This window comes from Arthrobacter sp. 05T420, assembly GCF_056396305.1.
The window spans coordinates 149,377-170,028 of the sequence record NZ_JBFTLG010000003.1 but is presented as its reverse complement, the minus strand read 5'-3'; the positions used below and the strand labels follow the sequence as shown (position 1 = coordinate 170,028).

18 protein-coding genes and 1 tRNA gene are annotated in these 20,652 nt (G+C 67.6%); 9 read left to right on the top strand and 10 right to left on the bottom strand.

The window, feature by feature from the left end:
* Nucleotides 1-281: 281 nt before the first annotated feature.
* The gene (locus tag AC1DEM_RS04770) at nucleotides 282-554 is read right to left on the bottom strand and encodes a hypothetical protein (RefSeq protein WP_476883365.1); all 273 of its coding nucleotides are present in this window, start codon (nucleotides 552-554) and stop codon (nucleotides 282-284) included.
* A 39-nt stretch (nucleotides 555-593) separates the two neighbouring features.
* Here AC1DEM_RS04770 and AC1DEM_RS04765 point away from each other — a divergent pair, with 39 nt between their 5' ends.
* Nucleotides 594-827, top strand: coding sequence for a DUF5703 family protein (locus tag AC1DEM_RS04765; protein WP_018772920.1), 234 nt, complete (start codon nucleotides 594-596; stop codon nucleotides 825-827).
* A 70-nt stretch (nucleotides 828-897) separates the two neighbouring features.
* Here the strand turns inward: AC1DEM_RS04765 and AC1DEM_RS04760 are convergent, their stop codons facing one another.
* Both AC1DEM_RS04760 and AC1DEM_RS04755 read right to left on the bottom strand, forming a co-directional pair.
* Entirely contained in the window at nucleotides 898-2,061 is a 1,164-nt protein-coding gene (locus AC1DEM_RS04760) for an acyl-CoA dehydrogenase family protein (protein WP_476883364.1), read from the bottom strand.
* Nucleotides 2,062-2,075: 14 nt separating this feature from the next.
* Nucleotides 2,076-3,392, bottom strand: a complete 1,317-nt coding sequence (locus AC1DEM_RS04755) for a M20/M25/M40 family metallo-hydrolase (RefSeq protein ID WP_441408647.1) — start codon at nucleotides 3,390-3,392, stop codon at nucleotides 2,076-2,078.
* Nucleotides 3,393-3,556: 164 nt separating this feature from the next.
* Between AC1DEM_RS04755 and AC1DEM_RS04750 the strand changes: the two genes are divergently transcribed.
* Nucleotides 3,557-3,639, top strand: a tRNA-Leu gene (locus AC1DEM_RS04750).
* A gap of 492 nt (nucleotides 3,640-4,131) precedes the next feature.
* Entirely contained in the window at nucleotides 4,132-4,875 is a 744-nt protein-coding gene (locus AC1DEM_RS04745) for a hypothetical protein (protein ID WP_476883363.1), read from the top strand.
* A 70-nt stretch (nucleotides 4,876-4,945) separates the two neighbouring features.
* Here AC1DEM_RS04745 and AC1DEM_RS04740 read toward each other — a convergent pair whose 3' ends face one another.
* The 4 genes from AC1DEM_RS04740 to malQ all read right to left on the bottom strand — a co-directional run bounded on the left by AC1DEM_RS04740 (nucleotide 4,946) and on the right by malQ (nucleotide 11,163).
* The gene (locus AC1DEM_RS04740; RefSeq protein ID WP_476883362.1) at nucleotides 4,946-6,043 is read right to left on the bottom strand and encodes an AI-2E family transporter; all 1,098 of its coding nucleotides are present in this window, start codon (nucleotides 6,041-6,043) and stop codon (nucleotides 4,946-4,948) included.
* 37 nt (nucleotides 6,044-6,080) lie between these two features.
* On the bottom strand, nucleotides 6,081-7,601 hold the full coding sequence (locus AC1DEM_RS04735; protein WP_476883361.1) for a CYTH and CHAD domain-containing protein: 1,521 nt from the start codon (nucleotides 7,599-7,601) through the stop codon (nucleotides 6,081-6,083).
* A gap of 189 nt (nucleotides 7,602-7,790) precedes the next feature.
* Entirely contained in the window at nucleotides 7,791-8,828 is a 1,038-nt protein-coding gene (locus tag AC1DEM_RS04730; protein WP_476883360.1) for an alkaline phosphatase family protein, read from the bottom strand.
* A gap of 103 nt (nucleotides 8,829-8,931) precedes the next feature.
* Nucleotides 8,932-11,163 carry a 4-alpha-glucanotransferase gene (malQ, locus tag AC1DEM_RS04725; RefSeq protein ID WP_476883359.1) on the bottom strand — a complete coding sequence of 744 codons (2,232 nt, stop codon included), beginning with the start codon at nucleotides 11,161-11,163 and terminating at the stop codon, nucleotides 8,932-8,934.
* Between the two features lie 200 nt (nucleotides 11,164-11,363).
* Between malQ and AC1DEM_RS04720 the strand changes: the two genes are divergently transcribed.
* The 5 genes from AC1DEM_RS04720 (at nucleotide 11,364) to AC1DEM_RS04700 (ending at nucleotide 16,003) form a co-directional block, all read left to right on the top strand.
* Entirely contained in the window at nucleotides 11,364-11,717 is a 354-nt protein-coding gene (locus tag AC1DEM_RS04720) for a TraR/DksA family transcriptional regulator (protein WP_476883358.1), read from the top strand.
* Nucleotides 11,714-12,502 (top strand): M50 family metallopeptidase, encoded by a 789-nt coding sequence (locus AC1DEM_RS04715; protein ID WP_476883357.1) that lies wholly within the window; start codon nucleotides 11,714-11,716, stop codon nucleotides 12,500-12,502. Before AC1DEM_RS04720 ends, AC1DEM_RS04715 begins: the two co-directional genes overlap by 4 nt.
* A 9-nt stretch (nucleotides 12,503-12,511) precedes the next feature.
* Entirely contained in the window at nucleotides 12,512-13,579 is a 1,068-nt protein-coding gene (locus tag AC1DEM_RS04710) for a glutathione S-transferase family protein (RefSeq protein ID WP_476883356.1), read from the top strand.
* Nucleotides 13,580-13,644: 65 nt separating this feature from the next.
* Entirely contained in the window at nucleotides 13,645-14,769 is a 1,125-nt protein-coding gene (locus AC1DEM_RS04705) for a serine hydrolase domain-containing protein (RefSeq protein ID WP_476883355.1), read from the top strand.
* 82 nt (nucleotides 14,770-14,851) lie between these two features.
* The gene (locus AC1DEM_RS04700; RefSeq protein WP_476883354.1) at nucleotides 14,852-16,003 is read left to right on the top strand and encodes an FUSC family protein; all 1,152 of its coding nucleotides are present in this window, start codon (nucleotides 14,852-14,854) and stop codon (nucleotides 16,001-16,003) included.
* A 61-nt stretch (nucleotides 16,004-16,064) separates the two neighbouring features.
* Here AC1DEM_RS04700 and AC1DEM_RS04695 read toward each other — a convergent pair whose 3' ends face one another.
* The 3 genes from AC1DEM_RS04695 to AC1DEM_RS04685 are packed head-to-tail and all read right to left on the bottom strand — an operon-like array spanning nucleotide 16,065 to nucleotide 19,790.
* Nucleotides 16,065-17,009: a MaoC family dehydratase gene (locus tag AC1DEM_RS04695; RefSeq protein ID WP_476883353.1), complete on the bottom strand. Its 945-nt coding sequence runs from the start codon at nucleotides 17,007-17,009 to the stop codon at nucleotides 16,065-16,067.
* Nucleotides 17,006-18,343: a 3-oxoacyl-ACP reductase gene (locus tag AC1DEM_RS04690; RefSeq protein ID WP_476883352.1), complete on the bottom strand. Its 1,338-nt coding sequence runs from the start codon at nucleotides 18,341-18,343 to the stop codon at nucleotides 17,006-17,008. The genes AC1DEM_RS04695 and AC1DEM_RS04690 overlap by 4 nt, the downstream gene beginning before the upstream one ends.
* A gap of 10 nt (nucleotides 18,344-18,353) precedes the next feature.
* Entirely contained in the window at nucleotides 18,354-19,790 is a 1,437-nt protein-coding gene (locus AC1DEM_RS04685; RefSeq protein WP_476883351.1) for an acetyl-CoA C-acetyltransferase, read from the bottom strand.
* Nucleotides 19,791-19,851: 61 nt separating this feature from the next.
* On the opposite strand from AC1DEM_RS04685, the gene AC1DEM_RS04680 reads away from it, so the two are divergent.
* Nucleotides 19,852-20,592 carry a TetR family transcriptional regulator gene (locus tag AC1DEM_RS04680; RefSeq protein ID WP_476883350.1) on the top strand — a complete coding sequence of 247 codons (741 nt, stop codon included), beginning with the start codon at nucleotides 19,852-19,854 and terminating at the stop codon, nucleotides 20,590-20,592.
* Nucleotides 20,593-20,652 lie beyond the last annotated feature (60 nt).

The following is a 20,652-nucleotide window of genomic DNA, read 5'->3' as shown; positions in this document are numbered from 1 at the left end:
GACATCGGACAAACCCGGGACATGGATCGACTGTCAACCGCTCCGAAGCCGACCGGGATCGTTCGGCGTCCCCGGGGACCAACGCCGACAGAATACTCCCGAAAGCTGGGGAGTTCCGGTGAAGTCGGTCTGCCGGAGGCCTTCAAATATCCGCGCAGGAAGGGGCAACGCAACGTAAGGTCACGCGTCGGTCTGCAGGGGGCCATAGCCGGCCTGGGGCCGGGCAAGGCGGGTTGCGGAGCCCCCGGACTTCCGGGATCAGTCAGTTCCCAGAGCCGTGGTCAGCTCTCTGAGTTCTGCAGGATTTCAAGGTCCTCTTCGTCGTCGATATCGTCATCGTCGTCGTCGTCGTCCTCATCGATGACTTGGAGCGGCGTCACTTCCCCATACGCCTCGTACAGGGCGTCGTCGTAGACTTCAAAGGCGTCAGCAACGGCGAAGAACGCCGCTTCGACCGCGGGATCCCCGTCACTTCTGCGGGCGGAGGCCGCCGCCAGGTGTTCTTCCAACGCAGAGGTCAGTGACTGAAGCGCGACACGCGGATCGATGCTCATGACTTCACGTTAGTCGGAAAAAGACGAAAATGGAGAGCAATGAAAGAACATTTTCTGAGCAGCTCGGTCCGGCGGGAACGGGACTATGTCAAGCAGTACGAGTACCTCGTTCTGACGGTCGGCCCTGAGGATTCCCTGCCCGAGGCCCGCCGCCGGCTCGTGGAGCATTCCGAGTACGGCAAGTGGGAACTGGAACGCAGCCGCCTCTACGTGGGCGGCGGGCGGCGCTTCTGGTTGCGCCGGAAAGTCATCCAGGTCCAGCGCACCGTCTAGGACTCCCCCGCAAACGTTGCCATGGGCATCGGCCGGAAGGGGCACCGTACGCCGCCGCGTCCGGTGCCGGCTAGGGCGTGTCCAGCGGGCCCAGCCAGGCGTTCGCCACGGTATTGTGCGCCGACTCGTCATCTGACGGGTGAAATATGCCGGCCAGCACATCCCGGTACAACCGCTCCAGCTCAGAGCCACGGAAGTAGCTGGATCCTCCGGATACCCGGATCGCGAGATCCACCACGGCGCGCGCCGTTTCCGTAGCCCGGACCTTGAGGCCCACGAGCCGGGGGAACCATTGGCTGCCGTGGTCCACGAGCTCGTCGACGTCGGCCGCCAGGCGGGACAGCTGCGGGTAGAGCGCATCCATGGCCATCGCCGCCTCTGCCACCTTCCAGCGGGTGTCAGGGTCCTGGGCGTAGCTGCGGCCGCCGTTCTTGAACGATGTCCGGCGCTTCACCGCCTCCACCCCGAGCACGAGGGCCCGTTCGCCGATGCCCGTATACACGGCGGCTAACAGGGTTTCGAAGCAGGCGAAGATCGCGAAGATCAGGGGGTCGGCGTTCGGGCCCACCGGCAGTTTCCGGAAGATCCGTTCCGCCGGCACGACGGCGCCGTCCAGGAGGGTCGTGTTGGACTGGCTGGCCCGCATGCCGAGCGTGTCCCAGTCCGGCAGGATCGTGTACCCGGGCGTTGCCCGGGTGATGAATCCGTGGACCAGTTCCCCGGCGCCGTCATGGGCCGAGGAGTCCTTCCCGAAGATCCCCAGCCGGGTCCATGCCGGTGACAGGCTTGTGAAGATCTTGCGCCCGGTGAAGCTGTAGCTGCCGTCGGGCAGCGGGACGGCCTCAGTGCGTGAGTCGAACAGCACGGAGTCGTTGCCGGCTTCCGAATTGCCGAAGGCAAAGACCTCTCCCCGGGCGGCTTCCTGGAGGATGAAATCGAGAGAGGAGTCACCCCGGGCGGCCAGCACGTGCGCGACGCCGGTCCACACCAGGTGCATGTTGACCGCCAGTGCGGTGGCTGGCGCCGCCGTTGCCAGCAGGGTCTGCAGCTGTGCCGCCTCCGTCAGCCCGAGTCCGAGGCCGCCGTCGACCGCGGGGACAAAGATCTTCAGGTAGCCGGCCGCCTGAAGGTCCGCAAGGTCCTCATGGAAGAAGGAGTTGTCGCGGTCGTACCCGGCGGCGCGGCCCCGGATCCGTTCCAGCAGCGGCCCGGTGAGAATGTCTTCGGGCGTCATGGCCGGGTGTCCGCTCAGTAGTTGGTGAGCAGGGTGTCCAGCACCCGCGCGCCGAATTTCAGGGAATCCGCCGGGACGCGTTCGTCGACGCCGTGGAACATGCCGGTGAAGTCGAGTTCGTCCGGAAGCATCAATGGGGCGAAGCCATAGCCGGTGATGCCCAGCCGGCTGAGGGACTTGTTGTCGGTCCCACCGGACAGCGTGTACGGCAACACCTTGGCGCCCGGGTCCTCGGAATGCAGGGCATCGATCATCGAATCGACGAGGTTGCCGGCGAAGGGCACCTCCAGGGAGACATCATTGTGCACGTAGCTGATGTCCACCCCGGTGCCCGCGAGCTCCCGGACGATCTCCAGGACCTGCTCCTCCTGCCCCGGCAGGGTCCGGCAGTCGATGAGTGCCTCGGCCGATTCCGGAATGACGTTGTGCTTGTAGCCGCCCTTGAGCAGGGTGGGGTTGGTGGTGTTCTGCAGTGTGGCGCCGACAAAGCGGGCCACGGTGCCGAGTTCCTTCAGGATCTTGTCCGGATCGTCGGGATCGAATTCGACCCCGGTCAGTTCGGTGACACCGTCGAGGAACTGCCGGGTGGTCGGCGTGAGCTCAATCGGCCAGTTGTAGGCGCCAATCCGGGAGACCGCACCGGCAAGCCTGGTCACCGCGTTGTCGGTGTTGATCTGGGAGCCGTGGCCCGCGCGGCCGTGGGCGACAAGGCGGAGCCAGGAGAGGCCCTTTTCGGCGGTTTGGAGCAGATAGGTGCGCTGCCCGCCGATCGTGGCGGAAAAGCCGCCGACCTCGGAGATCGCTTCGGTGGCTCCCTCAAAGAGTTCGGGCCGCTTGTCGACGGCGTAGCGGGCGCCGTAAGTGCCGCCGGCTTCCTCGTCGGCGAAGAACGCGAAGATGAGGTCCCGCTTGGGTTTGCGTCCCGTGCGGGCGAAGTTGCGCAGCACGGACAGGATCATGGCGTCCATGTCCTTCATGTCCACGGCGCCCCGTCCCCAGATCAGGCCGTCTTTCAGCTCGGCGCCGAAGGGGTCGACCGACCACTGCTCGCGGAGGGCCGGGACGACGTCCAAGTGGCCGTGGACCACCAGGGCGCTGGCCGAGGGGTCCTCCCCTGCCAGCCGGGTCACCACGCTGGCGCGGCCGGGGGCGGCCTCAAAGATTTCGGCCTCCAGCCCGACTTCCGCCATGAGCCCGGCGGTGTATTCGGCGGCCGCGCGTTCACCGGGGCCGGAGCCGTCACCGTAGTTGGATGTGTCGATGCGGATCAGCTCTTGGCAGATCCTGACGACTTCGTCCTCGGGCCTGGGTTCGGTCCGGTTGTCAGTCATTGCGGCTCCTCTTGGCGGGTGGCTCAATTGCTGGCTTCAGCCTACCCACACCCCCCGGCAAAGCCCCGATTATTTGTTTCCGGAAAAGTCGTGCTAGAGTCTTTCTCGCTGCTTCCGAGAAAAGCAAAACGCTGAGAGGCGAAAAGTTCCCGGAATTACCACCTGCGCGGGTGGCGGAATGGCAGACGCGCTAGCTTGAGGTGCTAGTCCTCGAAAGGGGGTGGGGGTTCAAGTCCCCCTCCGCGCACAAGGGAAAACCCCTGGAATCCAAGGATTCCAGGGGTTTTTTTCTGTCCTCACCCAACCTCGTTCCGGCTTCACCCACGCGGAGGGTGAAACGGCCAGGAATGAGAAGTTGCCGCCGACGCCCCAGACTCGGCGCCCCCGGTAGCGTCGCCAGTGCACGCAGAACCGGGTCCGTGAATGCCGGCGCGGTCTCTTATGCCCGGAAACAGTCCCGCTGCGGTATCAAGAAAACAGGTAGCTTACTCTCTGTTGTGCGGCCGACCCGGGCTGTAGCCTGACCCCATCGCGTCTGGGAGCGGTGCGCGAGGGGGAACGTTGCACCGGCGTGCCGTCACCACGGGCTGCCGACAGACACCACCCCTCGCGCCCCTATCCGGCGAGTAGCTACAGGCCGCATCGGCCGGGTCCTTACAGGGGCACCCTGGCTGGTCGGTACCGGAGCGCGCCGCCCAAGACCGGGAGGCGGACCGGTAAACCGAGAAGGTGGACACCCATGCAGCGAAGAATCACACCGCCGGCCGTCATCCTGGTCGCATTCCTTGCCCTTACCGGCTGCGGGGCCGGCTCCGGCACTGGCACCACGACGGCAACGTCCGCCGTGACGGCGGCGGCAGCTCAGACGGCCACTCCCACGGCGACTCCGACTCCGATGAAGACGTTCAGCAATGCGGACCTGAGCGGTCTGCTGACGACGCTGAGGGATGCCCAGGGCAAGCCGCTGACCGTGGTCCCGTCAGCACAAATCGACCAGGGCATCCTCAAAGCCAAGGAAGTGCTCAAGACAGCCGTATTCACTCCAGTGGCCTGCAAGTCCTTCGCTGACAGCAACGCCCAGATTCCGGAAGGCAGCACCTACGCGGGCGCCACTTCGATCTCGGCAACCGATAAAACGGCAACCGTGGTTACGGTCATTGCCCTCAAGGACGCCCAAACCATGACCGAACAACTGAACGCATCCCAAGCCTCGGCAGCGAAGTGCAAGACTTTCACGATCGAAGCGGCCGGCCAGAAAATCACCACAGAAACCATGCCTGTTGCTGCCGAGACCAACGGGGATGTCTCGTTTGCGGCACTCACCAAGCAGCACCTGGTCACAGGCCAGGCCCAAACTGCTCTGACCGTTACCGGCATCAAAGGCAACCTTGCCGCGACTGCGGTAAAAACAGGGCCAGCAGTCACCCAGCAAGCGTCAGCCGAACTGACCAAGCTGATCAACACGGTCCTCGCCCACGGCTGACGGTCCATTGGTCCAGGCTCCCCGGGCACCGGCGCCCGCCCTGGAAGTCTGGACCAACGGCCGGCACCCGCTATTGCTGCCCTTCCCCCGCCGGCTCTTCGGGTTCGGCCAGCGGATCGCGGCCGGACCAGGTCTTGAGGATGGTCCATGACACGGCGGTGATCGGCACGGCCAACAGCGCTCCGACGATGCCTGCCAGCACGGTGCCGGCGGCCAGGACCAGCAAGATGGCCAGCCCGTGGATGCTGAGCACTTTGCCCATGAGGACCGGCTGGAGGAAGTGGTGTTCCAGCTGGTTCACGCCGATGACGACGGCGAGGACGATCAGCGCCTGGATGGGGCCGTTGGAGATTAGGGCGACGGCGATGGCGAGGGTGCCTGCGACGGTTGCGCCGACGATCGGGATGAATCCACCCATGAAGATGAACACGCCCAGCGGGAGGGCCAAAGGTACCCCCATGATGGCCAGGGTGAGCCCGACGACGAGACCGTCGATCGCGGCGACGATGGCGGTGCCGCGGACGTAGCCGCCCAGGACGACGGTGCTGCGGTCCGCGGCAAGGCGTGCCTTAGCGCGTTGGTCACCGGGCAGGAAGTCGATAAGAAAGGTCCGGATCTCAGGCCCGTCCTTGAGGAAGAAGAAGAGCGTCACAGCCATCAACACCGCGCCGGCGAAGATTTCCCCCAGGGTGCGTGCGCCCGTGAGGGCTTCTGCACCGAAAGTGCTTGAGGTGAAGAACTCCCGCACCGAGCCGATGGCTGCGGTGATCTGTTGGTCGCTGACGGGAAAAGGTCCGGTGTTGAGGAAGGAGTGCAGCTGGTCAACCCCGGCTGCGGCACGCGCTGAGAGCTCGGCCCACTGGCGGGAGACAAGGATCACGATGCCGGTGATGACTCCGCCGACCACGGCGAGGATGGCCACAAAGGAGGCAACGACGGCGAGGGCACGCGGCCACGCGCGCCCTGTGAGCCAGCGGACCAGCGGGGAGATTGCGGCGGCCAGGATCACGGCAATTAAGACGGGGATGATGACGAACGGAATCCGGGTCGCTGCCCAGATGATCGCCCAGGCGAGGGCGCCCACCGTGAGGGCCTGCACGGAACGGATGCTGGCGCGGCCGAGTCCGTCCGACCATATGGCCGCAATGCTGGTGCGGGGCTCCGTCATGGGCGGTTCTCTCCTTCGCCGCGCTGGGATGTCGCCGCTATTGCCAGTTCAGGGGTTTCGGCCTGGACTTTCGCCACACAGCGTAGAACCGCGCGCGGGCCTGATCGCCGCGCAGCTGCTCCAACGCATGCAGGCGTCCGTAGCTGAATCCGTTGCCTTCGCCGGCGGCAGACTGCGCCGCGAGTGCGAGCAGTGTTTCCCGGGTGACCACGCTGTCCTGGAAGTCACCAAGTACTTCCTGGATGGTTTCGGCCGCCCGGGCCAGGGCAGTTGCTTGTTTACCGAAAATCGGGGACGCCGCCTCGGCGGCATAGCGCAGCCGCTTGGCGTTCTTTCGAACTTCATGAAGTGCGACATCCTGCGGTCCCCGTCCGGTGGCACTATCGACGGCGCGGACTGCGTTCTTTAGGCGCTTTCGCTCGGCCGCGACGAGCCGGCCAACCGTCTGCGGCGCTTCTTCTTGTGCTGATGCGCTGAGCGGGGGTGCCGCAAGGAACGCGTCGAGGGAATCGAGGAGGCCGAAGTATCGGTCGCTGTCCAGCGCCGCCAAGCCTGCGGCACGGCCCTTTTGCTGGACGGTCCCGAGGTGCTCATCGATTTCCTGCGCAACTGGACCGAGCAACAGTTCCGTCGGTTCGTCGTTGATCATGTCCTTCAGCCGGGCGCGGATGACTTCAGTGTCCCGGGCCTGTCCCACGGCGCCGGCGAGCCACTGCAGTTCAGCGCGCAGCGCCTTGGCCGACGTCGTGTCTGTGAGCTTCCGGAAGGTCGCCAACGCTGACCGTAACCGGCGCGCGGCCACCCGGAGTTGATGCACGGCGTCCGGGGCGTCGACCCTGACTCCAGGGTCATGCATTTTCAGGGCGCGTACCTGTTGGAAGATGTAGGACAGCGCGACGTCGGAGGCCGGTCCGTCCCGGCTCGGCGTTGGAGCCGAAACGGGGTCACCCGGATAGCTGGATCCGAGCGCCTTGGCCAGCTTGGACGGCAGGGAGGATAGGGGCACTCCCCCTGCTGCGAGAAATGTGTCGGCGTCCTGGAGCAGCTGTCGGGGACCGTCGGCGAGTTCAATTTCCCACTCCCGCCACCGCGACGGTTCCGCCAGGGTTCGCAGGGATTGCGCCTCGACGTGGTCGTCGCTGAACTGGGCCAGGACCGCGCCGTCGGCGGCGTACAAGGGGGTGGACGTTCGGTTGGTCTTGATGCGTGCCACAGGCACCAGCATGTGGCTGCGGGTGTGAACGAGCACTAGCTGGCGCAAAAGCTCCGGCACGGCGTCCTTGTCGCCGCCCAGTGGCTCCCCTATTTCTCGCCGCTCCCCCGCGGTGACGGGGAGTTTGAGGTGCCAGCCCGCGTCCGGACCGCCGGACCGGCGGCGCAGTGTGATCCGCTGCGCGGCCAGCGCCAGTGCCTCGGTGTCAAAGTAGACGGCGTCCAGCTGTTCGTTTCCGGGCTGCCCGACGCGATCCACCCCGTGGATTGATCCCAGTCGCGGGAGGGCGTCGGTTTCCGAAGGGCTGTACTTGTGTTCCACCTCAATGACTTCGGAGCCGGCCATACTCCATTCTAGGAATCGGCACGCCTGCCCGCCCGTGCCCAAAGCCCCCTATCAAATGGAACCCCTTCACGGCGCCTGCGCTGGCCAGGGCGCACGTGGCGAAGCTCCGGTCAAATAGCGGTTGACCGGAGCTTCGGGACCATTATGGCCAGTGCTTCCTGTGTATTGGCCGGGAAACGCCGCCAGCCGTTAGTGGTTGAGCAATTCGCTCATGAGGGGCGCATTGCGGACGTGGTCGGTCAGGGGTGCCAGCCCCCACACGTCCTCGATGGTGTGCAGCAAGGAGTAGTGCGAGTAGGCGGCATGGGACGTGAAGCCTTTGCGCGCGGCCGGGCCGGCAAATACCGTCGCCACCCGGTTGTCTTCTTCGCTGCCCTCATCCCACGTGAGCACCAGCAGGGAGTTCTGCGTCGTGAAGGCCGGCGACCCGAGGATCCTGGGCACCTCGCGGGAGAGCCAGTGGTCTCCGGTGCTGATGGGACAGTCGTGGGTGTCGTTGCACATGTCCGGGCTGATGAAGGAGAAGTCCGGCAGGGCCGACGCCGACTGCAGATCCTGGTCCAGCCGGTCGTACGGCACAACATGGTCCGCGCACGAGCCCTTGTCGTTGGTAATCGTTGGGTAGTACAGGAACGGATTGTGCTTCACCGCGTAGTCCCCGGAATCCCGCGAAGCACAGGGCGCGGGCATGCCCTCGGCGTACATTTTCCAGGTCCGCCCGGACTGTGTGATTTCATCGGCGATGGACCGCACATCCGCCGTGCAGGACTTCGGTTTGCAGTCGCTGGTAATCCCGGCGTTTGTTCCGCTCGTCAGGGCAATGTAGTTCGGCAGGCTCGGGTGCATGATCGCCCGGTAGTTGGCGGCCGTTGAGAATTCCGCCGCCAGTCTGTTGAAGTAGCCCGCTTCGCTGGCGCCCATGATCTCCGAGGCCGCCTTGTTTTCCAGGACCATGACCACAATGTGCTGGATTCCGCCGTTGCCTTGCTGCCCCGGGGCCGGGTGCGGCGCCGGCTGTGCGAAATACGGCGACGGCGGCGGGGTCGCGGCGGGAGGCGTGTCCTTGCTGGAGGGCCGTGGCGTGGATTCGGCGGGAGCCGACTCGGCAGGGGCGGATCGGGAGGCCGCGGGCGGGCCGGCCTGAAAGGGTTGCACCGGAGTGCACCCCACCAACAACATCGCCAGCGCCCAAACGCCGGCCAGCGAGCCCCGGCAGATCCGCGTCATCGGACCATGCTAGCGGCCAGTGGCGGCACGACCAACGCTGTCCGCGGGTCCCCGCCTCAGGTCCGGCTCAGGTCTGTTTTTGGGCCCCAGCTCAGGCTCCCATTCAGGACCCGGGATGGAGCGCCGACCGTACGGTGCCCAGCAGAGACAGGAACCGTTCGTGACCCGGCAGGTCATCGATCAGCACCACGCCCTCGGGAGCGGCCAGCGGGATGCGCCAGTTTGGGTATTGGGTGCTGGTGCCCGGCTGGTTCTGGGTCCGGGTCTCCCCCACGGCGTCGACGAGCGCCACACCCAGCAGCGCAGAGGGGGCAAGTGCTGTGTAGGCGTACAGCGCCTCCACCGTAGTCCGGACATCAGTGGCGGTCTCCGTCAGCAGGCCGCGAGCCCGGACTTGGGCCAGCACAGCATCCTGCTCGGCCGCGGCCTCGGCGCGTTCCTCATCAACGGGCCGCCGCAACAGCCCGAGCGACTCCCGCAAAGTGACGTGTTCACCGGCAAGGTAGCCCGCCGTAGGGGGCAGATCGTGGGTGTTGACGCTGGTCAGGCACTGCTGGCGGTAGTGTTCCGGCGGGATCGGGCCGTCGGCGTCGTGCTCGAACCAGAGGATGGACGTCCCGAAAATCCCCCGCTCCGTCAGGTAGCCGCGGACCCACGGCTCGAACACGCCCAGGTCTTCGCCGATCACGATCGCCCCGGCCCGTTGCGCCTCGAGGGCCAGGATGCCGATGAGCGCCTCGTAGTCGTAGTGCACGTATGTCCCGCTCTCCGGGCCGGCGCCCTCGGGGATCCACCACAACCGGAACAGGCCGAGGATATGGTCCACGCGAATCCCGCCGGCGTGCCGCAGGACGGTCCGGAGCATGTCGCGGTAGGCGGCATAACCCGTTTCGGCGAGCCGGCCGGGATGCCACGGCGGCTGGGACCAGTTCTGGCCCAGCTGGTTGAACATGTCCGGAGGCGCACCCACCGAAACGCCCCGGGCAAGAACACCGGACAGTGTCCAGGCGTCGGCACCGCCAGGTTTCACGCCAACGGCGAGGTCATGGACCACCCCGATCCCCATACCCGCCTCGCTCGCTGAGCGCTGGGCCGCCTCAAGCTGCTGGTCGCAGAGCCACTGGAGCCAGCAGTGGAATTCGATTCTGGCTGCGAGCCTGGGACGCTGCTCGTCACAGTACGGCGACGCCGGGGATGCCGCCGCCCCGGTCCATTCCGGCGCCGACGGCGGGAGCTGTTCGGCGAGCGCACACCACAGCGCAAAGTCCTGGAGTCCCCGCCCCTGCTCGGCGCAGAAGTCCGCGAACTGCCGGGTGCGGGCAGGACCGCGGCGGACGGCAAACACCAGTTCCAAGGCCGTGAGCTTTGCCGCGTAGCTGGCGTTGCGGTCCAAGAGGTCACGGGACCGGTTGGCTGCCTGCAGGCCTTCAGCCAGGCGTGCCACCTCGGTCCGGCCGGCAGCGTCCAGATAGCCGTATTCCGGGATTTCCTCCACCCGCAGGTAGAGCGGGTGGAAAAAACGCCGCGTGGCCGGCAGGTACGGGGAGTCTTCAACCGGCGGCGCTGGTTCGGCGGCATGCAGCGGATTGACCAACACAAAGCCGGCCCCCTGCTCACCGGCAACCGCGGCGAGGTCACTGAGATCTGCAAAGTCGCCAATCCCCCACGACCGGGAGGACCGCACGGAGTACAGCTGGGCGGTCAGCCCCCAGGTGCGGCGTTCCGCGAGCGCGGCAGGGGCCCGGAGCTGACCGGGCGTTACGACCAGCGGACACTGCGCCAGGGTGCCTTCGGCGTCGGCGGTCAGGGTATGCCAGCCGAGGCCGAGGTCGCCGGGAACGGTGAACGTCGCACGCCCGGTGAGGACGCCGTCGACGCCAACCGGCGCGTCCCAGTTCTCCCGCTGCGTGACCTCGTGCCTGCTGCCGTCCTCAGCGTCGATCCAGACGCGGACGCTGCTTCCGTGCGGAACGTGGACATCCACATTGGTTTCCCGCCCCTCCCTCACCACAAGAACCGGGGGCAGGATGCGCCGCCACGGTGCCAGGCGTGTCTCCGCCAGGGAGCGTCGCTGCTCCTCTGGCCCGTCGGCGGGGACACCGAGGGCCGCCAGCACATCCCGGAGTGTTCCGGCGGCCACGGAGCGCTCCACCCCGTCCCAGCCCCAGTAGCTCGTGTCGACGCCATGGGCCGCTGCGAGTTCGCGCAACAGTGCGTCGGTGTCGGTGTCCCCGGCGTGCCCGGGACTTCCAGGTGTCCCTATGTTTCCAGGGTTCTCAGGATTTTCGGGGTGTGCGGGGTTTGCAGTGTTCTCGAGGTGCGTCTGGTCCGCCATGCGCCCACTCTAGACGCTGCCTCCGCGCCGGCGCCCATCCTTGGATGTGGGATGCACCTACTGGTTCTTTGAGTCCCTCCACGGCGGCCGCACGCGACAGGTCCGGGCCCCCCAAAAGGAACGCGGGCGTGTTTCCGGGGCGGACGGCTCTTTCGGCCCGTTTAGGCGCCTCCACAGCGTCCGCGCTAGCCTTGCACTCTATGGTTGACGTCGAACGGTTCCGGATCCTGCTGCACGAGGAACGTCGCCAGAAGCTTGCCCTCCTCCCCGCCCTCCGCGAAGACATCACCTCGGTCAATGCCGCCCGCCGGGACTCCAATGTCGACGATGAACACGACCCCGAGGGCAGCACGATCGCCTTCGAACTCTCCCAGGCATCCGCGCTCCTGGAACAGAGCAGGGCTTCCCTGGTGCAAATCGATGCGGCCCTTGCCCGGATGGAAGAGGGGACCTATGGGATCTGCGCCGTGTGCGGCGCCGCGATCCCCGAGGGCCGGCTGGAGGCCAGGCCCTGGACCGCGTACTGCATCGACCATGCCTCGGGCCGGGCATGACCCGGCCCGGCCTGCAGGTGGATCCGAACCTCGCCGTGACCTGGTGGGAGCGGATCCTTGCCGGATTCACCCACGCCCCCAGCCCGCACGTAACCAGCACCGAGCTCGTTGCGGTGATCCTGCTGGCAGTCGCGGTGTCCCTGCCGCGCCTGACTTGGCGCTACTTTGGTCTGCTCGCCACCGTGACCCACGAACTCGGCCACGCCTTTGCCGCCCTCACCACCGGCCAACGGCTCGGCGGCATCCGGCTGGGCCTGGACCACTCCGGCACCACCACGACCTACAGCAGGAGCCGGCTCTCCGCCGCCTGGTCGACCTTCTGGGGTTACCCCGTGCCCGCCGTCGTTGGGGCAGCGATGGTCTGGTGCGGCTTCAACGGCTGGGGCCCGGCCGCAATGTCGGTGGGCACGCTGATCCTGCTGGCGTCATTCCTGTTCCTCCGCAACGGCGTCGGCCTCCTCATCACCGCCGCCGCCGTGCTGGCCTCGGCGCTCTTGGTGCTCTTTGTCCCGCCGGTATTCAACGGGCACGTGATGATCGTTCTGGGCCTGGCGCTCCTGGTCGCGGCCGTCAGGGACCTCGGCAAACTGGGCAACGTCCATCTGCGGCACCACGACAGGCTCCCGACGTCGGACGCCTACCTGCTGGCCCGGGCCACCTCCGTCCCGGCCGCGGTGTGGATTGTGCTGTTCGCCGCGGTGGTTGCCGGTGCCTGGTGGTTTGCCTGGCAGCCCATGGCGCCGGTGTTCACGGCCTTGCTGGGATCGTTCACTGCCCGGCCTTAGGCTGGGAGCATGAGCCAGAGTACCCACACCGACGATCCGGGATTCAGCACCAAGGGCGCCTACGTGACCGGCGGCGAGGAATTTTCCCGTGACACCAACTACATTGAGGACCGGATCACCCGCGGAGGCGGCCCCGGCAGCAACGGCGAGACCGGCTGGCCGGTGGAACCTGGCCGTTACCGCCTCATCGCGGCGCGTGCCTGCCCGTGGGCCAACCGCACGGCGATCGTGCGCCGGCTGCTCGGCCTGGAAGAGGTCATCTCCCTCGGCCAGCCCGGTCCCACCCACGACGCCCGGTCCTGGACCTTCGACCTCGACCCCGACGGCAGGGACCCCATCCTCGGGATTGAGCGCATCCAGGACGCCTACTTCCGCCGTTTCCCCGGCTACCCCCGCGGGATTACCGTCCCGGCGATTGTTGACGTCCCGAGCGGGCAGGTAGTCACCAACGACTTCGCCCAAATCACGCTCGACTTTTCCACCGAGTGGGCGCAGTATCATCGGGCCGGCGCACCGGAGCTGTACCCGGAGCACCTGCGGGAAGAGATCGACGCCGTCAACAAGCGCGTCTTCACTGAGGTGAACAACGGCGTCTACCGGTGCGGCTTCGCCGGTTCACAGAAGGCCTACAACGCCGCCTATGATCGGCTCTGGACGGCGCTGGACTGGCTGGAAGACCGCTTGGCCGGGCAACGCTACCTGGTGGGCGACACCATCACGGAGGCCGACGTCCGGCTGTTCACCACGCTGGCCCGCTTCGACGCCGTCTACCACGGCCACTTCAAGTGCAACCGGCAAAAACTCAGTGAGATGCCCGTCCTGTGGGCTTACGCGCGCGACTTGTTCCAGACGCCCGGGTTCGGTGACACCACCGACTTTGTGCAGATCAAGGAGCACTACTACATCGTTCATGAGGACATCAATCCCACCGGCGTGGTCCCGCGCGGACCTGAACTGGGCAATTGGCTCTCGGAACACGGCCGCGAAGCGTTGGGCGGCAGGCCGTTCGGCGACGGCACGCCTCCCGGACCGGTCCGCGCCGGCGAAGAGGTTGCCGTGGGACACGGCGCAGCCTGATGCCGGCGGCGGCCGGCGCGGCGCCGGGGTGGGGAACGGCAACCGGCTCCGCGGACACCGGAGCCGTGGGCACCTCAGCACCGTCCGTCTCGGCTGGTCTTGCCACTCCCGAATTCGCTGAAGTGCGTGAGCTTTTCGACTCTTTCCTGTCCGATGACCCGGGCTACAGCGCGCAACTGTCCGTCTACTGCCGCGGCACCAAGGTGGTGGACCTGTGCGGCGGCCCGGGTTTGGTGCCAGGCGACATCACGGGCACCTATTCCTGTTCCAAGGGAGTCGCCGCGTTTGTCATCGCCCTCCTCGTCCAGGACGGCCGGCTCGACCTGGACCGGACCGTCGCGTCCTATTGGCCGGAGTTCGGCGTCCAGGGCAAGGACCGGCTCACCGTGCGGCAGGCCCTGTCGCATCAGACGGGGCTGCCCGGCGTCGCCGGCGGTTTTCCCCTGGCGGAGTTCACCACGGCTGCCGCGGCTCGGCGGCTGGCGGCCTCGGCGCCGCTGTGGCGCCCGGGCACTGCCTTCGGCTACCACGCCCTGACCATGGGGATCCTGATGGAGGAGCTTTGCCGGCGCACCTCAGGGGTGCCGCTCCAGGGACTCTACGACCAGCGGATCCGCCACCCGTGGGGCATCGACTTCTTCCTGGGCCTGCCCGAGGACCAGGAACCGCGATACCGGGAGGTGCTCTACGATCCGGCCCCGGCCCAGCCGTGGGTGGATCCGCTCAGCCTCGACGGCCTGGGCAGTAACGCGCCGGTCAGCACCATCATGGAGCTGCCCAACCATCGCATTGTGCGGGCCTCGGGAATGAGCAGCGCCGGTGGCGTGGGGTCAGCCGAAGGGCTGGCCAGGCTCTATGCCGCCGCCACAACGGGGGTGGACGGCCGTCCCGCGTTCCTGAGCCCGGCCACCATCGATCTCATGGCCGCGGAACAGGTCTGGGGACTGGACCGGTGCTCCGGCTCGGACAATGCCTTCGCCGTGGTCTTCATGAAACCCCAGCCGGGACGGAACTTCGGCAGTCATCTGGCGTTCGGACACGAGGGCGCCAACGCGGCCCTTGGCTTTGCGGATCCCGGCTACGGCCTCGGGTTCGGGTATGTGCCCCGCCGCAGCGAAGAGGGCAGGACAGGGGGCCGGGCCCAGCGGCTGTCCGCGGCGGTGCGGCGGGCCGCCCGCGCCGCGTCCTGACCGGCGTCGAACGGGCCGTGCGGCGCCGCGGCCGGTTTTGTCCACTTGTCGCAGCAACCTCCCGGCCCTAGGGTGAGCCGGGATGCTCACTCCAGAAAAGACAGCCGACAGCCCGCCCTCCCTGCCGCGCACGTGGGCCCGGAATGTGTCCCGGGCTGTTTCCGCGACGCTGCTGTGGCCCCGGCTCCAGCTGGCCCTGAAAGCGGCGCTGGCCGCCGGCATCGCCTTCGCGATCGCCCCGTACATGCCGGGCTCCGCCGCCGAGTATCCGTACTACGCCCCGCTTGGCGCCCTCGTCGCCATGTACGAGAACGTGGCCGGATCCATGCGCCAGGGCCTGCAGACCCTCGTCGGCCTGGCGATCGGCGTCGGTCTGGCGTTCATGCTGTTCAGCCTGGGACAGCCGACTCCGCTGACGGTCGCGGTGGTTATGGGCCTGGGCGTAGTCCTGGCCGGGCTGCCGCGGATCGGCTCGGGCCGGGACTGGATCCCGACGGCGGCGCTCCTGGTGCTGTTGGTCGGCGGCCATAATCCGGACACGTTCTCCTTCGGGTACCTCTTCCAGATGGCCGTCGGCGTCACGGTCGGCATCGTGGTGAACCTGCTGGTCTTCCCGCCACTGCACTTCCGGGCTGCGGCCCTGAGTATCGCGGAGCTCCGCCAGGCACTCGCCCAACAGCTCTGGGACATGGGCAAGGCACTCAAGGAAAGCTGGCCGCCGGAACATCAGGATTGGTCCCGCCGTTCGGAGGAGCTCGCAGCGCACGCCCGTGCAGTGCGCCTCGCCGTCGAAAAGGCCGATGCGAGCCGCCAGGCCAATCCCCGCCGCCGCCTGCATCCGCGCGACATAGAGCTCGACTACCGCAACCTGCGGGACCTCGAGCGGCTGACCTTCCACGTCCAGGACGTGACCCAGGTGCTCTCGGATGTCATCTGGGCCGAGGACACCCCGTTCGTGGTCCCCGACGACTTGGCGGCGCCCCTGGGGGACGCTATGGCCTCCGTCGGCGACGTGCTGCGTGCGCTGGAGGAGGAAAAGCCCGAACGCCAGGCCGAGCTGGCCCGCTCCGCCGACGCGACAATCAACGAACTGACCGCCCGGATTGCCTCCGAACAGCACAGCAAGGACGCCCCGAGCGCGGTGGAGTCCATCCTCCTCAGCCTCCACCGCATGGTGCGGGTGGCCACACCCGGCCGGCCAGAGGCTGAACCGGCGACCGCCCCCTCAAGCTAGGCAACGCTGCGGAACGGACGACGGCGGCTCCCGCCGAAGTGACCGGACTCGGAGAGCCTGGCTACGGCAGTGCTGCGACGGACCCGCTGAAATGCCGGCGCCCGGACAGCGGGTTCCACGCCACGTAGTCGGAACACTGCCAGGCGCCGCTGTCGGCCTGCGCCGTGCTGATGTCCAGTGCCACGCGGGCCGGCAGGAACACGGGAGCCTCGAAGTCAACGTCCCAGCGGAACGAGTCCCCCCTGACGGCGCCGACGTCGGCCAGAGCCCGCGATGCCAGGTACATGCCGTGGGCAAGGGAGCGGCGCAGACCTAAGGCCTTGGCAGTCAGGACGCTCAGGTGGATGGGGTTGAAGTCGCCGGACACCGCGGCGTAGGCCCGCCCGGTGTCGACGCCAAGTTGCCACAGGGCCGTGGGGTCCGGAACTGAGAACGGCGCAGGCGTCACGGGCACCGAGGGCTTGTCGATCCCGGGCAGGAACACGCCCTTGGCCAGGTAGGTCGAGACCCCGCGCCAGCGGACTTCTCTCTGCCCGCCAACGTCCGGCCCGGCAGCGTCCTGCCCTGCGGCGCGGACCTCCGCCACGGCATCGAACTGGGTGCCGGCCCGGTGGCCGCGCAGGTTCTCCACCCGGGCCCGGATATCCAGGGGCTCGGTGAACAGGACCGGCGCGGACTGCACCACGTTGTTGCTCAGGTGGATCATTCCCAGCAGGGGCAGCGGAAAATCGTCCCGGTTCATCACGCTCATGGCCAGCGGAAACGCGAGGGCATGGATAAAGCCGGCCGGGAGGACGTCGCTCGCGCTCTCACCGATCAGGTGCTGGTAGGCCGTCAGGTTGGCGACGCCGGCCTTCACACCACGGACCTCGTGGGTGTAGTCCGGCAGTTCGGTGCCGCCGTGCGTCCCCAGGACCCTGCGCCGTGCCGCCGCGGCCGCCGCATTGAGGTAGAGCTTGGACAGCGACGGCATCTCGCCCAGGATGACGGTCTGGGATCCGGTCATGCGCCCACCAGGTTCTGCCCGCAGACGCGCAGCACCTCGCCGGAAATCCCACCCGCGGCGTCGCTGGCGAGGAACGCGATGGCCTCGGCGACGTCGCCCGGCTGGCCGCCCTGCTGAAGGGAATTGAGCCGGCGCGCCACTTCGCGGGTGGCGAAGGGGATCCTGGCGGTCATCTCCGTTTCGATGAAGCCGGGAGCGACGGCGTTGATGGAGCCGCCGCGCTCGCCGATCAGCGCCGCTGTGGCGCGCACCATGCCGATCACGCCGGCTTTGGACGCGGCATAGTTGGTCTGGCCGCGGTTTCCGGCGATCCCGCTCGTGGAGGCCACGGACACGATCCGGGGCGCGTCGCCGAGGTGCTCCGAAGCCAGGAGGGCCTCGTTGATCCGCAGTTGCGCGGCGACGTTGACGGCGATCACGGAATTCCAGCGGCCCGCGTTCATGTTGGCCAGGAGCTTGTCCCGGGTGATGCCGGCATTGTGGATCATGATGTCCAGCCGGCCGTGCCGTGCCGCGGCGTGGTCGATGATCCGTTGGCCGGCGTCGTTGCGGCTGATGTCCAGCTGCAGGGCCGTACCGTGGACCTCGTTGGCCACCTCGGCCAGGTGGTCCCCGGCTGCCGGGATGTCGACGAGGATGAGGGTGGCGCCGTCGCGGTACAGCGTGCGGGCGATCGCGGCCCCGATTCCCCGGGCGGCGCCAGTCACCACGGCCACCTTGCCGGCCAGCGGCTTATCGACGTCGTCGGGCAACTGCCCGGCGCCGGAGCTGACCGTCAGGAACTGCCCGTCCACAAACGCCGAGCGGCCCGACAGGAAGAACCTCAACGCCCCGAGCGTTGCGGGACTGGTGGTCCGTGCGGCGTCCGCGAGCAGGATGCCGTTGCCGGTGGCGCCGGCCCGCAGTTCCTTCGCCAAAGACCGCAGGAGGCCGTCCACGCCCTGCCGGGCGGCTGCCGCTGCCGGCTCCGCGGAGTCTGCGGTGCGGGACACCGTGATGACGCGGGCGTTCGGTGCGAGATCACGCAGCGAGGTGGCGGCAGTGAGCACCGGTTTCTCGAGGTCGCTGGGATGGGCCAGTTCGTCCAGCACCAAGATGATGGCGCCGAGGTTCTCCTTGGGTATCGCGTGGCGGCGGACGTCGAGGTTCCAGGCCAGGAGCGTGGCGGCGAGCTCGTCGGCGCTGCCGGTTGACCCCTGGACCAGGACTGGCCCTTCGATGAGGGGGCGCCCGGGCTCGTGCCGCCGGAGGGCTACCGGCTGCGGGAGGCCGAGTCGCTGGGCGATGTCCTTGCCGAGTCCGTGGCTGACGAACCGGGTGTACTTGTCGCTCATCCGGTTCTCCTTAGAGTGCTTCGAGGATTGCGACGACGCCCTGGCCGCCGGCTGCGCAAATGGACACCAGCCCGCGGGCCGGGCGCCCGTTGACCTGGCCTTGGGCGTGCAGCATTTTGGCCAGCGACGCAACGATCCGGCCGCCGGTGGCGGCAAACGGATGTCCGGCGGCCAGCGACGAGCCGTTGACGTTCAGCTTGGTCCGGTCGATGCTGCCGAAGGCGCCGTCCAGGCCAAGACGGGTGCGGCCGAATTCCTCGTCCTCCCAAGCGGCAAGAGTGCTCAGCACCGTGCCGGCGAAAGCCTCATGGATCTCGAAGAAGTCGATGTCCGCGAGCGTGAGATTGTGGCGTGCGAGCAGCCGGGGCACCGCGAACGCCGGCGCCATGAGCAGCCCATCCTTGCCGTGGACAAAGTCGACCGCCGCCGCCTCGCCGTCGACAACCGCGGCCAGCTTGGGGAGGTCGTGGGCGTCGGCCCATTCCTCGGAGGCAAGCAGCACGGTGGAGGCGCCATCGGTCAGCGGCGTGGAGTTCCCGGCCGTCATTGTCGCTGCGGCGCCCAGGTTCTTGCCGAACACGGGCTTGAGGGTGGCCAGTTTCTCCAGGCTGGTATCGGCGCGCAGGTTGGAGTCCCGGCTCAGTCCCCGGTAGGGGGTCAGGAGGTCATCGAAGAAGCCGGCGTCGTAGGCCGCGGCAAGATTGCGGTGGCTGTTGAAGGCGAGCTCATCCTGGGCCTCGCGGGTGATCTGCCACTGTGCGGTGGTCAGCGCCTGGTGCTCTCCCATCGACAGGCCGGTTCGCGGCTCCCCCGTGTTCGGGGCATCGGGAGCCAGGTCCTTGGGCCGGAGCCGGCTGAGGACCTGCAGCTTCCGGGACACGGTCTTGGCACGGTTGAGGTCAAGGAGCACCTCGCGGAGTCCCTCGCTGACGGCAATGGGGGCATCAGAGGCGGAGTCGACACCGCCGGCGATCGCCGAATCGATCTGACCCAGCTTGATCTTGTTCGCCAGGCCGAGCACCGTTTCCAGGCCGGTCGCGCAGGCCTGCTGGAGGTCGTATGCCGGGGTCTCGGCGGAGAGGGCCGAGCCGAGCACGGCCTCCCGGGTGAGATTGAAGTCGCGGGAGTGCTTGAGCACGGCGCCGGCCGCGACTTCCCCGATCCGTTCATCCTGAAGTCCGAAGCGGGCGATCAGTCCGTCCAAAGCGGCGGTGAGCATGTCCTGGTTCGAGGACTTGGTGTACGCGCCGCCGGTCCGGGCAAACGGGATGCGGTTGCCGCCCACCACCACGGCCCTGCGGAGCTGCGCCGAAGCCGCGCCGCCGCGCTGCTCCTTCCCTGCTGCGGCCTGCGTGGCCGCCTCCACGGCGGAAGTCGCGGCGGAGGTTCCGGCCGCTGGAGCTGCGGCTGGTTGGGGGCGTGGCACTGACGGTCCGTTGACGGACATGGGCTGTCTCCTTCGATCAAAGCGATTACCGATACCTAGCGTACCTGATACGCTTGGTATCGTGAACATCCTCAACGACACTCCGCGCGCCGGGCAGGCCGCCGTCGACGGCCGCGCTTCCCGCTGGCAGTCCCACCGCGAGGAGCGGCGGCGGGAGCTCATCAAGTCGGCCCGGAGGGCGGTGCACGCCCTTGGCAGTGACGCGTCGATGGAGGACATTGCCGCGGCGGCGGGAACCTCAAAGTCCGTTTTCTACCGGTATTTCGGCGACAAAGCCGGACTCCAGCAGGCCGTGGGCGAAGTGGTCCTGAGCCAGATGCAGCGGCGCATCCAGGAGGCGGCCCAGGGCGCCGAGACGCCCCGCGAAGGCCTGTTCGCCATGGTGTCCGCCTACCTGCAGATGGCCGAGACCAGCCCGAATGTCTACACCTTCGTCACGCGCCACGCCCCCGGCGAAGCGGATACCGCCGATCCGTCCACTTCCACAGCCGGCGCATTGAGCCACTTCTTCGCTGCCATCAGCGACATGATTGCCCGGCCCATGCGCAGCCATCTGGGCGGCGGCCAGGACAAAGAAGCCGTGATCGGCTACTGGCCCAATGCCGCGATCGGCCTGGTTCGGAACGCCGGAGAGCAATGGCTCGCCAGCCCGCCGGGGCCCAAGAGGCCGGACCAGGAAGCCATGGCGCGGCAGATCACGGACTGGCTCTGTTTCGGCATCGCCCCCGAGCTGCAGTCACCGGCGGACCAGTCGCCGGCGGACACGGCAGGCCAGGGCACGGCAGGCCGGGGCACGCTGTAGCGGCGGCTCCGGCCCGCCTACGAACTAAATCGTCAGCACTTTGAATTATCAGCACTACAG